Genomic DNA, 13209 nt, shown 5'->3' on the forward strand with positions numbered 1-13209 from the left:
CGGATTTTCAGCCGGAATATCCATGCCTATTTGTTCCTTTTGCCCTGGTTCGTCGGTTTTTTCGGGCTGACGCTCGGGCCGGCGCTTGCCTCGCTCTACCTGTCCTTCACCAATTACGATTTGCTGCAATCGCCGGACTGGGTGGGCGCGGCAAATTATGTGCGCATCGCCACGGCGGACCCGAAATTCGCGGCGGCGATGCAGGTGACATTCACCTATGTGCTCTTGTCGGTGCCGTTGAAACTCGCCTTCGCGCTGCTCGTAGCGCTCGCCTTCAATCGCGGCATAAGGGGGCTGACGCTTTACCGGGCGATTTTCTACCTGCCGTCGCTGCTCGGCTCCAGCGTCGCCATCGCCGTGCTCTGGCGGCAATTGTTCGCCTCCGATGGCCTCATCAACATGACGCTGTGGAAGCTCTTCGGCTATGAGGGGCCGAGCTGGATTTCCAACCCGGACTATTCGATCTACACGCTTGTCATCCTCTCGGTATGGCAGTTCGGCTCGCCGATGATAATTTTCCTCGCCGGGCTCAGGCAGATTCCGCAGGATATGTATGAGGCGGCGGAAATGGATGGGGCGAGCAAGCTGCGCCAGTTCTTCCGCATCACCCTGCCGCTGCTGACGCCCGTTATTTTCTTCAACGCCGTGATCCAGACGATCGACGCCTTCAAGGCCTTTACCCCCGCCTTCATCATTTCGGAAGGCACGGGCGGGCCGATCAACTCGACGCTGTTCTACACGCTCTATCTTTATCAGGAGGCGTTCGGCTTCTTCCGCATGGGCTATGCCTCGGCGCTCGCCTGGATTTTGGTGGTCATCATCTCGCTGTTCACGGCCTTTTCCTTCCTCTCGGCGAAATATTGGGTGCATTACGATGACTGACGCCGTCTCCACCCGTCCCGGCGCGACGCCGCAGCGTTCGCCCATGAAATCGGTGCTGCTGCATGGCGTGCTGGTCGCGGCGTCCTTCGCCATGCTTTACCCGATCCTCTGGATGATCTCCGGCTCGTTCCGGCCGCAGGATGAGCTGTTCGGTTCCACTTCGCTCATCCCGTCCTCCGTCGATTGGGGTGGATATATCCGTGGCTGGACCGGGTTGCAGGTCAGCTTTGGGCGGTTCTTCTGGAACTCGTTCTTCATCGCGGTGCTGGCGACCATAGGCAATGTCGTGGGCTGCTCGCTCGCCGCCTTCGCCTTCGCCCGCCTGCGCTTCGGCGGGCGGAATTTCTGGTTCGCGCTGATGCTGGGCACGCTGATGCTGCCCTACCACGTCGTCCTCATCCCGCAATATATCCTGTTCCTGAAGCTTGGCTGGGTGAACACCTCGCTGCCGCTGATCGTGCCGAAATATCTGGCGACGGATGCGTTCTTCATCTTCCTGATGGTGCAGTTTTTCCGTGGCATCCCGCGCGAGCTGGACGAGGCGGCGATCATGGATGGGTGCAGTCCGTTCCGCATTTACTGGAAGATCATGCTGCCGCTTTCCATGCCGGTTCTCGCCACCGCCGCCATCTTCGCCTTCATCTGGACATGGGACGATTTCTTCGGCCCGCTGATCTATCTCAACGACATCGACACCTACACGGTCCAGCTCGGCCTGCGCTCCTTCGTGGACTCGACCGGGAGTTCCGACTGGACGGCGCTGTTCGCCATGTCCAATCTCTCGCTGGTGCCTGTCTTCCTGTTTTTCCTGTTCTTCCAGCGCTTGCTGATCGAAGGCATCGCCACAACCGGCATGAAGCGGTAACCCCTAGGGCATTCCCATGAAACCAGTCAAATTCGCCATTATCGGCATCGAACACGACCACATCTTCAGCCAGACGGCCTGTCTCCTGAATGCAGGCGCGGAGCTTGTGGGCTTCCATGCGGCGGAGAATGCTATTTCCCGCAGCTTTGCCGAAAAATACCCCGATGTTCCGCGCGTCGATGATCCCCGCCGCCTTATCGATGACGAAAGCATCGATCTCATCGTCACCACAGCGGTGCCCGACGAGCGTGCCGGGATCGCCATCGAGGCGATGCGCGCGGGCAAGGACGTCATGGCCGACAAGCCCGGCATGGTGACGCTGGCGCAGCTTGAGGAGGTCAAGCTCGTACAGGCCGAAATGGGCCGGATCTATTCCATCCTCTATTCGGAGCATCTGGAAAACCGCGCGACCGTCAAGGCGGGCGAACTCGTCGCCTCAGGGGCTATCGGCAAGGTGGTCTCCATCGCCGGTTTCGGGCCGCATCGCCTCCGCGCGCCGACGCGGCCCGAATGGTTCTTCGAGCGGCAGCGTTCCGGCGGCATTCTCGTCGATATCGCCTCGCATCAATGCGAGCAGTTCCTGTTCTTCACCGGGGCTGATAGTGCCGAGATTCTTTCGGCAAATGTCGCCAACCGCGCCCATCCGCAATGGCCGGGCCTGCAGGATATGGGCAGTATTCACGTTACGACCGGCGAGACCGACGGGTTCATCCAGGTCGACTGGTTCACGCCGGACGGGCTGCCAAGCTGGGGTGACGGGCGGCTCTTCATATCAGGCACGGAAGGCGCAATCGAGATCCGCAAGAACATCGATATTTCAGGGCGCGAGGGCGGCAATCACCTCTTCCTCACCGACCGGCAGGGCGTGCGGTACATGGACTGCTCACAGGTTCCCTTGCCCTATGGCCCGCAGCTTCTCGCCGACATTCGCGAGCGGACGCAAACCGCCATGCCGCAGGCGCGTTGCTTCGCCGCGATGGAACTGGCGCTGAAAGCCCAGGCCCTCGCCGAGGGGAACCGTCATGGCTAAGCGCTACCGGGTCGGCATCATCGGCTGCGGCATCGGCCGGTCGCATATCGTCGAGGGCTATGCGCCGCATGGCGACAAGTTCGAAGTGGTGGCGCTCTGCGACCTCGACGAGGCGCGCCTCAACTCAGTGGCGGATGAATTCTCCGTGCCGCGCCGCACCGTTTCGTCGGATGAGCTCATCGCCATGCCTGATATCGACATCATCGATATCTGCACGCCGCCGGCGCCCCACACCCGCCTCATCCTGGAGGCGCTGGCGGCAGGCAAGCACGTCGTTTGCGAAAAGCCGTTGACCGGATCGCTTCTCGAAGTCGATCAGGTGATGGCGGCGGAAAAGACGGCGCGGGGCGTGCTGATGCCGATCTTCCAGTACCGCTATGGGGAAGGCGTCGCGCAGGCCCGCCGCATCATCGAGAGCGGCATTGCGGGCAAGCCCTATGCAGGCACCGCCGAAACCTTCTGGAAGCGTACGGCGAGCTATTACGACAATCCATGGCGTGGCCGTTGGGCGACCGAGCTTGGCGGGGTGCTGATGACCCACGCCATCCATCTCCACGACATGCTGACCCTTCTCATGGGGCCGGTCAGCCAAGTATTCGGGCGCGTCGCCACGCGGGTCAACGCCATCGAGGTGGAGGACTGCGTTTCGGCAAGCCTGCTTATGAAGAACGGTGCGCTCGTCTCCTTGACGGCGACGCTCGGCGCACAGGAGGAGATCAGCCGACTGCACCTCGCCTTCGAGAACGTCACCTTCGAGAGCAACCACGCCGCCTATTCGCCAGGCGACGGCCCTTGGCGGATTGTGCCTGCAAATGAGGAGGTCGCGCGGCAGATCGAGACGCTGTTGAAGGATATGCCGCCGGTGGGGCGGCGCTTCACCGGGCAGATGGAAGCCTTCTACCACGCGCTGGAACAGGGCGAGAGGCCGCCGGTGACCGCGGAGGACGCTCGGCGCTCGCTCGAACTCCTCGCCGCGATCTACCACTCGAGCGAAACCCGCACCGATATCGCCCTGCCGCTAGGGCAGGATCATCCGAAATACAAGACGTGGCGGCCGTAGAGATGATTGTTTTGATGGAAGCGCCAAGCCCTCGTCCTTCGAGGCTTCGCTGCGCTACGCACCTCAGGATGAGGGCTATTGCGGCGGCGCAACCCTTCACCCTCATGGTGAGGTGCGAGCCTGACCCTGAGCTTGTCGAAGGGGAAGGGGAGCCTCGAACCACGAGGGTGAAGGGCGCACAGTTGTTTCCGTGTAGATAAGATTCTTTAAGTTAAAAGAAGTGGGAGGAGGAAACAGCATGGCAGCAAGCAGCATCACACTCGAAAAAATCGTCAAGCGATACGGCTCCCTGCCGATCATCCATGGCATCGATCTGCAGATCGAGCCGGGCGAATTCACCGTATTCGTCGGGCCTTCCGGCTGCGGCAAGTCAACGCTGCTGCGGATGATTGCGGGGCTGGAGGAAATATCCGGCGGCGATCTGCGCATCGACGGCGAGCGAGTCAACGACTTGGCCGCCTCCAAGCGCGGCATCGCCATGGTGTTTCAGTCCTATGCGCTCTATCCGCATATGACTGTATACAAGAACCTCGCCTTCGGTCTCGAAACTGCCGGCTACAAGAAGCCGGAAATCGAGGCGCGGGTGAAAAAGGCGGCGGACATCCTCCAGATCGGCCCGCTCCTGCAACGCAAGCCGAAAGCGCTTTCCGGCGGGCAGCGACAGCGCGTGGCGATTGGCCGGGCGATCGTGCGCGAGCCCCGGATTTTCCTTTTCGACGAGCCGCTGTCGAACCTCGATGCGGAACTGCGCGTACAGATGCGCGTCGAGCTCGCCAAGCTGCACCAGCAATTGGGCTCCACCATGATCTATGTGACCCACGACCAGGTGGAAGCCATGACCATGGCCGACAAGATCGTGGTCTTGCGCGAAGGGCGCATCATGCAGGCGGGAAAGCCGCTTGACCTCTATAACAACCCGGCCAACCAGTTCGTCGCCGGCTTCATCGGCTCGCCCAAGATGAATTTCCTCACCGCCCGCCTCACGCCCGAAGACGCCTCGCGCCGCACCATCGAGGTGGGCGGAAGCCGTATTGTTCTGCCTAAGCCGGTGGAGGCCAGGGCGGATGAAACCCTGACCTTCGGCGTTCGTCCGGAGCATCTCAATCCGCAGGAACAGGAGGCTTCGCTCGGGAGCGCCTCGGTGCAACTGGTCGAGCATCTCGGGGGCTCGACGGTGGTCTATGCAAGCACGCCGACGCGCGACCCCGTAACGATGCTCCTCGACGGCCAGCGCCCGATCCGCATCGGCGACACCATACCCTTCGGCTTCGACCTTGCCCAGACGCATCTGTTCGGCGCGGATGGGCGGCGGATTTAAAGTGGCTCCTGTTTCGATGGAATCGCTGGGTGCGGGTAGCGAGGCAATGGTTGAGCCTTTTTGTGCCTGACGCAGAAATCCATGGCGCGACTGCGAAGCAGCTGTACCCATATAACGGCGCCAATTCTACTTATGATAGTTCATTGTATCAATTTATACTCTAATTAGTTGCGAATCGTGGGCGATTATACGGCGAATCGTTTCGGTCATCGGATGTTTGGCTTTTTCGTGGTTTTTGCCGCGGCAACAAATTCCGAAGATAATTCATGTGGCGTATTGTCGCATATTGTCTCGCGATCATGCAGGCCGGCTGTGCGGATTTGGAAGTTCTCCCTTGTAATTGTCCGCTTCGCGCGCGCGATGGGCATGGCTCCACCCCAAGCGGAAAGCGCCGGTTTCCCTCGCAAAAATGTGGGTAGCCGCCGGTCCCGGTGCTGCGCTGCAACATGCGCTGATAAGTTGAATTTGACATTTATTTTACACAAATACGACTGATCGATTTGATCGCAACAGCATATTTACCGATCGCTAACGAATATTATTGCTGATCTACAGCGCGGGCCAAATATAAAGCCACAATACGCTCTCTGCCAGCCATGCCTGATGCCGGCACGAAGTCTGCGCCTCAAATATTATGTCCTTCTTATACAATCAGTGCGGGTTGACACTACGTACCCGGCGTTGGTAGGCGAGTCATGCCTTGTAATGGGGGCCTTCATGGTGAAAGCCATGTTGTCGTAGTGGCTGAACAAGTCATCTGCGCGTGTGGTTTGGTATCGGATCGCGTCTGAAAAGACGTTTCAAGTATCGCGATACAAGACGACCCTCTTCCCCATCCATTTTTGCTTGTCCTCGAACGTACACGTCTTTGGCGTGCGCGAACGGCCCTGTATGTCTGCAAAAGGATAGAGAATTGAACACGTACGGTCTCGTTTCTCATAAGAAAAATATCTCGGCGCTGATGGCTGGTGTAGCCGTCATGTGTCTCGCAGCCGGGCCGGGTCTGGCCGATGACAAGACGCTCGGCGAATTCGCGCCGGGCCACTATGCCGATGGCAATTACGACCCGAAGACGGCCAAGACGCCCGGGCAGAACGACAACAAAGCCGGTCAGCAGGAGTTCAATAACGGCGCGGGCAATACGCTCGGCGGCAGCTATGAGAGCGTGAAGGGCGGGCGCGAGAACTGGTCCTACAAGACCATCAGCGAGATCGACGCCGAGGGCCGCGTCGTTAGCAAAACCGGGACCATCCCGGCTGGTGAGCTTGCCACCGGCCCGCGCAACAACACCGTTTCCTATTTCGACCCGGTCACCCAGGAGAATGTGACCGTCAACGTCTTCGATACGGCCAAGCTCAACGTCGTACCGGCCGAGAGTGTCCAGGTCTGGGACAAGGACAGCGATCAGGAAGCCTATATCGACCCGCGCCTCGCGACTGTTTCGAACGGCTCCAGCCTTTCCGTGGTGGTTGGCAATCCCGATGGCGCGACGACCGCGCCGGAAAATACGCTGAACATGCCTATGAAGGCGGGCCAGGACGGCAAGATTTCCAGCGCCTACAAGGTGGAAGGCGACAATTCCTCCCTTTCCTACGATACCAATACGCGCTTTGACCTTGGTTCTTCCGACTATGAGGCTCCGGGCAATGCCAACCGCAAGGTAGATGTCTCCGGCGTCAATTTCGACAAGGGCGCGGTCATCCCCGAAGGCGCGACCTGGATCAACGCCGAAGGCAAGGTCGAAACGATCCCGGCGGGCGAGGTAAAGGACATCGATTCCTTCCGCAACTATAACAATTACCTGATCGGCCAGATTCAGCAGGGCAAGATCGCCGGGGGCACCGCCGCGGAAATCGAAGGCAAATACCGTTCGGCGCTGGACGGTGCCTACACCAAGACGACGGTGACCGTGGAATACAGCCCCGCCGACCACCCGAAATACGTGCAGGACAAGGCGCTTGGCGAGCGGAGCTTCATCCATGCGACCGATGGATCGACGGTGACCGTTTCGGAGGGGCGCACGGTTGAGGACGTCACCGGCGGCAGCAACCATTCGATCGCCTATCTGCAGGACAAGGCCAAGCTTGAGAACAACGGCACCCTCGCCAGCCGCTACAGCGAACACGCCATCCGCGGTGAAGATAATGCTGCGGTGCACAATGGCGAGAAGGGCGTCATCTCGAATTTCGTGCCTGATAAGGACGGCAAGCCTGACGTCGGCGAGCATGTCTCCAATGGCGTCGTGCTTCAGGACAACGCGGCCATCGTCAATGACGGCATCGTCAATGTCGGCGGTTCGCCGCGCCCCGCGTCAAGCCCGGAAGGCCGCAATGAGGGCGAAAATGTCCGCAATGCCGGCATCATCCTCACCGACAATGCCAAGGGCACCAATAGCGAGAAGGGCGTTATCAATATCGGCGTGAATTCGCCCGAGAATGTCCGCATGGTCGATGGCGTCTATCTGCAGGACGGCGCCGAATTCACCAACAGCGGCAAGATCAACATCGGCAAGACGGCGCAGTCGCAGAAGGGCGAAGCGCAGACGGATGTGGACAGCAACTCCGCCTTCCTCACCGGCATCCGCGCCGTCGATGGCGGCAAGGTGACGAACGAAAAGGGAGCCGAAATCACCATCGGCGCAAAGACCGGCCGCGCCGCCGCGATCTATGCCGGATCGAGCGACACCACGAAGCCGGGCACGGTCGATTTGGTCAACAATGGCAAGATCACCATTGACGGCAACCGCGCCGGCACGCCCAACGCCAATTTCGGCATCATCGCAGAAAACGTGCAGGGCAGGATCGAGCATAATGGCGAGATCGACCTCAACGGCGTCAACGCGCGCGGCGTCTATGTGCTGGGCGACAAGGTCGCGACCCATGTCGATGTCTCCAAGGATGCGACGATCAACGTCTCCGGCGGGTTCAACAAGGACACCGACACGCGCAATTATGGCGTCTGGATCCAGGGCGGCAAGGCGACCTCCGATATCGACGGCACGGTCAATCTCGACGGGCAGGGCGGCATCGGCGTCCATGCGCGGGCGGGCGGCAAGATCACGCTCGGCGAGAACGCTTCCGTGAACTTCAAGGAAGGCTCCGACCAGATCGGCTACTTCATCCACGGCAAGGATTCGGCGATTGCAGGCATCGACAGCAATCTCGATGTGAGCACGAAGAACTCCACCCTGTTCCGTATCGAGGACGGCGCGGATTTCGCCGGCGTCGGCGGCGGTGACGGCAAGACGCTGACCGCATCGGGCGAGAATTCGACCATCCTGCACGTGACCGGCAATGGCGCAAAGGCCGAAACCGGCAGCGGCACCTATAATCTGACCGGCAAAGGCTCCGTCGCGGTGAAGGTCGAGGGCGGCGCACAGGCCGATGTCGCCAAGGACACGAAGATCAATCTCGACGCCGACAACACCATTGCCGGTATCGTCGATGGCGGGAAGTATGATCTGGCGGGCAAATATACCGGCCAGGGCGCCAGCAAGCTGGACAATGACGCGGAAATCACCTCCGACAAGAACGGCGTCACCGGCTTCATCACCCGCAATGGCGGCCATCTCGACAATACCGCCAACATCACCCTGACGGGCGACAATGCCGTTGGCATCAAAGCCGAAAATGGCGGCACGGCCGAGAATACCGGCAATATCAGCGTCGATAACGGTCAGGCCATCGTCGCCAACGGCGGCGGCAAGGTGGAAAACAAGGGCGACGTCAAGGTCGGCAAGGGCGAAGGCATCGTCGTCCATGACCGCGCCACGGTGGACAACACCTCCAAGGTGACCATCGGGGAGGGTACCGGCGTTCGCCTCGAAGACAATGGCGTCTTCAACAATGCTGAGAGCGGTACGATCACGGTCGACAAGGGCACCGGCATCCTGGTGCAGAACACCACCGGCAAGGAATCCGTGGCCCGCATCTCCAACGAGGCCGACATCACCGTCAAGGACGGTACCGCTGGCGTTCATATCCGCGACGGCGCGGCGCTGGACGGCAAGGACTTCTCGGGCACGCTGACCGTGGGCGGCGGCGCGCATGGCGTGCTGATCGGCAAGGATGCGGCAGGGCTGCGTCTCGGCGACGTCAACGTCAAGGTGACGGGCTCGGGCAACGGCATCGAAAACGAGGCCGAAACCGGCAATGTCGAGCTGCAAGGCACCGTCATCGACGTCTACAACAATGGCTCCGGCATTCGCACCGGGACCAGCTTCACGTCCAACTCTTCGGCTACCGTCAATGTCCATGGCGATGGCGGAACAGGGTTCCGTTTCGAGAAGGCAGACGGCTCGGCAACCAGCAATCCGCTTGCCATCGGCAAGGATTACAAAATCGCGCTGAAGGACACGAGCGCCAACGCCACCGGCATCCATGTCAACACGACCGGCACCGCTGTCGTGGATAGCGTTCTTGACGACCAGGGCACTGATAACACGGCGGTCAATATCGCCAATGCCGGGGTTACCTCGGTGGGCGGCGATATCAGCGTCAACACCAAGGCGGGCAGCGGCGGCACGGGCATCGTGATCGGCAAGGCCGATGCGGCCTTCACCGATGGCAAGGTCACGGTCGAGGCTTCCGGCGGCTCCGCGCTTGTCGTGAAGGATGCGGGGAAGGGCGTCCTCCACACCGGCACGTTCGTCTCGGCAAGCGATGCGGCTGTTGTCGATCTCTCGCCCTCCAACGGCACGACCTTCATCAGCGCAGGCACCATTACCGCCAAGGCGCATGACGCGGTGGCGATCCAGGGCGGCGCGGGCAATGACACCATCGCCCTCACGGATGGAAGCCAGACCACCGGCATCGTGCGCGGCGGTGACGGCACCGACACCATAGAATGGGTCGGCGGCAAGCTCGTCGGCAGCATCGAAATGGGCGCGGGCGACAATGAAAAGCTCACCATCGTCGGGCGCGATCTCTCGACCGTCTATCATCTCGACGGCGGCGCGGGTTCGGGCGACACGCTGACGCTCGCCGATGTCAATTATTTCGGCGGCACGCTTGACGCGGACGACGCTTTCGGCAAGCGCGCGAAAGGCGTCAATCTCGGCAGCGACTGGGAGAATATCAACCTCGTCAGCGGCACAAAATTCACGCTGACCGACGATCTAATCTACGGCAACCAGCTTGTCCTCGACGGAACAAGCACGCTCTTCGCCGGCAACAATGTGCGGGCCACCCTCGGCGCTGCGGGCAGTTCGTTCCTCAACGCAGGTACGGTCGATCTGACCAATGGCAGCTACTCCCTCGCCGATACCGTCACCGTGAATGGCGATTATCGCGGCGTCGCGGGCAGCACCATCGTGCTCAACACCCATCTCGGCGCGGACAATTCGCCGACCGACAAGCTCATCGTGACTGGCGGAACGGAAGGCCAGACCGCGCTCAACATCCTGCGCGATCCGCAGAGCCGCGGCGCGCAAACCAAGGGCGACGGCATCGAGGTCGTCCGTGTGGATGACGACAGCGCCTCCAATGCCGTCTTCACCGCGCCGACCATGTTTGCCGGTGCCTATGAGTACAATCTCTTCCAGGGCGGCATCAGCAATCCCTCCGACGGAGACTGGTATCTGCGTTCGGCGCGCTCGACCGGCGCGCAGACCGTGGGTGTCTATGGCGATACGCTGGCCCGCTTCGGCGCCGATACCATCGGCACGCTGCAGCAGCGCACCGGCGGGCGCATCTGGAAGAACGATCCGAAGCCTGCGGAAACCGTCTGGTGCAAGGACGTCTCGAAGAACTTCAAATGCGAGCTGACGCCTGAGCAGAACGGCGTTTACGCCGACAGCACCGGCCAGAGCGTTCTCTATGGCGGCGGGGTCTGGGGCCGTATCGTCGGCCAGCGTGACAAGCTCGGTGCCGCAATCGGCTCGGACTATGACCGTGACCTGTGGTTCGCCCAGGCCGGTGTGGAAGGCGTCATCTCGGAAAACGAGCGCGGCGTCTGGATCGGCGGCATCTTCGGCACCTATGGCAAGCAGAAGGTGGATATCGATGTCTCGCCCCTGCCGACGAAACCCTCCGTCGCCCGCTTCGGCCAGATCGACACCGAAGGCTACGGCATCGGCGGAAACCTGACCTGGCTCGGCGATAACGGGCTCTATTTCGACGGCGTTGCCCAATATATGTGGTACCGCAGCGATCTGAGCGCGACGGGCTTCTCGCCGCTCGCCGAAGACAATCACGGCTACAGCTACTCCTTCAGCGGTGAAGTCGGCAAGCGCATCGAGATGGGCAATGGCTGGAACATCGTTCCGCAGGCGCAGCTCGTCTACACCCGCGCCGAATTCGACGGCTTCAACTTCGCCAATCCGGATCCGCAAAACCCCGCGGGCGTGGATGTGACCGGCGGCGAGGGCGAGAGCCTGCGCGGACGGCTCGGCGTGCGGATAGAGAACCTCTATAACTGGACGGGCTCCGACAACGCGCTTCGCCGCATCCAGACCTACGGTATCGTCAACCTGCACTACGAGTTCCTCGATGGCGGCAAGGTCAAGGTCGCCGGCGACACGATCGGCCAGCGTAACGACCGTCTGTGGGGTGAAGTCGGCCTCGGCACCAGCATCAGCCTGACGGAAAACACCAGTCTCTATGGTGAAGCCCGCTATTCGACGTCGCTGGAGAATTTCGGCGACAGCCATTCCTACTCGGGCAACATCGGCCTGCGTATCAAATGGTAATCCGGCCCTGACCTCGGCCTGATGGAAGTCGTCCTGCCTCACGGCAGGGCGGCTTTTTGCTTTTTCCGGAGAAAGCCATGAAAAATCTGCCCGTCATCATGCTCGCCGCGCTGCTTGCCGGTTGCGTGAGCGCCCCGCCGGAAAACCAGGGCGGCGCGCAGCCGAACGCTCATGCGGGCGAGCCGTTTCCGGTGCGGGTCGTCAACCGCAACAAGTTCGCCCCGCGCTTCCGCCCGGCGACCGTCGCCAACACGACCGGCGAACCTGCCGGTACGGTCGTTATCGATACCAGGAATAATTATCTCTATCTCGTGCAGGACGATGGAACTACCCGGCGCTATGGCGTGGCGGTCGGCGCCAGCGGCCATGCCTGGAGCGGCAGGGCAGTCATCGGGCGCAAGGCCAAATGGCCGGCATGGCATCCGACCGACGATATGCACGCGCAAACCCCGGGCCTGCCGCGCCGCGTCGAGCCGGGACCGCAAAACCCGCTCGGCGCGCGCGCGCTTTATTTATACCAAGATGGCAAGGACACGCTCTACCGCATCCACGGCACATCGGAGCCATGGACGATCGGCACTAAAGCCTCGTCCGGCTGCATCCGCATGTTCAACGAGGATATTATCGATCTCTACGAACAGGTTGGAAACGGCGCGCAAGTCGTTGTTCGCTAAGATGATTGCTTGACAGGATCTGGTAGCCTCCGAACAGGCCTCAAGGTCAATACCCCGCCTTCATCACGGCCCGTTCGCCGCGCCGATGCCGCGCGGCAGCATCATTCCGGTCCTTCTTTAGGCGGCCGTTGGCGATGAAGCGCACGAGCCATGGGATATGCCTGACCTTGCTGCCGGTACTCTGGGCGAGGATGAAGCTCTGGGCGCATTTCTCGAGGATTTCGAGGTTGAGGAGGAGGCGTTCGAGGGTCATCCCGAGGCAAAGCGCGAGATCGTCGAAGCAATAGGCATTCGCTCCGTTCGACAGGGCGGCGAAGGATTTGTCGGTCGAGAGTGTCTTTATATAAGACACCTCTTTTCCCAAATGCCTGACCTGCTCGTCGAAAACATCGGGCATGGTGAGGCCGAGACGTGCAAGTTTTGACGTCCATGGTATTTCACCGGCGGCAATGGCGCCGATATCAGGGCGGGCGAGATAGATCCGGTGATGCAAGTTCCGCGGCGGGGCGGAAAGCGGCGTCCATTCGAAAGCGTGACCGGCGGGCAGCGTGCCGATCCTGACCATAACGAAGCAATCCTGCTCCGGGATACGCTCGGACAGCGTGTCGCCGGGAGTCAGCAGCCCCTTGCGCAGAAGCCGTACCGCTGCCTGCCCGAGGCTCTTTTCGATGGGCGCGTTGTTGATCGTCATG

The 13209-nt window shown here is 61.0% G+C and carries 7 protein-coding genes and 1 pseudogene; 7 read left to right on the forward strand and 1 reads right to left on the reverse strand.

The genetic code is table 11. The annotated features are described in order from the left end of the window. Nucleotides 1–21 precede the first annotated feature (21 nt). The 7 genes and pseudogenes from IEX53_RS06760 to IEX53_RS06790 form a co-directional block, all read left to right on the forward strand. Nucleotides 22–882 (forward strand): annotated as a pseudogene (locus tag IEX53_RS06760) (carbohydrate ABC transporter permease); the annotation flags it as partial. Beyond that, nucleotides 875–1747 (forward strand): carbohydrate ABC transporter permease, encoded by an 873-nt coding sequence (locus tag IEX53_RS06765; RefSeq protein ID WP_188822720.1) that lies wholly within the window; start codon nucleotides 875–877, stop codon nucleotides 1745–1747. The pseudogene IEX53_RS06760 and the gene IEX53_RS06765, both read left to right, overlap by 8 nt. Nucleotides 1748–1763: 16 nt before the next feature. Further along, on the forward strand, nucleotides 1764–2777 hold the full coding sequence (locus IEX53_RS06770; protein ID WP_188822722.1) for a Gfo/Idh/MocA family protein: 1014 nt from the start codon (nucleotides 1764–1766) through the stop codon (nucleotides 2775–2777). After that, nucleotides 2770–3837, forward strand: coding sequence for a Gfo/Idh/MocA family protein (locus IEX53_RS06775; protein WP_188822724.1), 1068 nt, complete (start codon nucleotides 2770–2772; stop codon nucleotides 3835–3837). Before IEX53_RS06770 ends, IEX53_RS06775 begins: the two co-directional genes overlap by 8 nt. Nucleotides 3838–4075: 238 nt before the next feature. Further along, complete coding sequence (locus IEX53_RS06780) at nucleotides 4076–5155, forward strand: ABC transporter ATP-binding protein (protein ID WP_188822726.1); 1080 nt, start codon at nucleotides 4076–4078, stop codon at nucleotides 5153–5155. A gap of 913 nt (nucleotides 5156–6068) precedes the next feature. After that, nucleotides 6069–11843, forward strand: a complete 5775-nt coding sequence (locus IEX53_RS06785; protein ID WP_188822728.1) for an autotransporter outer membrane beta-barrel domain-containing protein — start codon at nucleotides 6069–6071, stop codon at nucleotides 11841–11843. Between the two features lie 77 nt (nucleotides 11844–11920). After that, on the forward strand, nucleotides 11921–12517 hold the full coding sequence (locus tag IEX53_RS06790; protein ID WP_188822730.1) for a L,D-transpeptidase: 597 nt from the start codon (nucleotides 11921–11923) through the stop codon (nucleotides 12515–12517). Nucleotides 12518–12563: 46 nt separating this feature from the next. Here the strand turns inward: IEX53_RS06790 and IEX53_RS06795 are convergent, their stop codons facing one another. Next, a complete protein-coding gene (locus IEX53_RS06795; RefSeq protein ID WP_188822732.1) occupies nucleotides 12564–13208 on the reverse strand; it encodes a hypothetical protein in 645 nt (214 codons plus the stop codon). Nucleotide 13209: the final 1 nt, after the last annotated feature.

Origin of the sequence: Paramesorhizobium endophyticum (assembly GCF_014640615.1) — a bacterium.
GTDB classification, from domain to species: Bacteria; Pseudomonadota; Alphaproteobacteria; order Rhizobiales; family Rhizobiaceae; genus Paramesorhizobium; species Paramesorhizobium endophyticum.

Coding starts and splice junctions, on each gene's coding strand:
- IEX53_RS06780 (WP_188822726.1), top strand. CDS start 4,076: ATGGCAGCAAGCAGCATCACACTCGAAAAAATCGTCAAGCGATACGGC.
- IEX53_RS06770 (WP_188822722.1), top strand. CDS start 1,764: ATGAAACCAGTCAAATTCGCCATTATCGGCATCGAACACGACCACATC.
- IEX53_RS06795 (WP_188822732.1), bottom strand. CDS start 13,208: ATGACGATCAACAACGCGCCCATCGAAAAGAGCCTCGGGCAGGCAGCG.
- IEX53_RS06790 (WP_188822730.1), top strand. CDS start 11,921: ATGAAAAATCTGCCCGTCATCATGCTCGCCGCGCTGCTTGCCGGTTGC.
- IEX53_RS06765 (WP_188822720.1), top strand. CDS start 875: ATGACTGACGCCGTCTCCACCCGTCCCGGCGCGACGCCGCAGCGTTCG.
- IEX53_RS06775 (WP_188822724.1), top strand. CDS start 2,770: ATGGCTAAGCGCTACCGGGTCGGCATCATCGGCTGCGGCATCGGCCGG.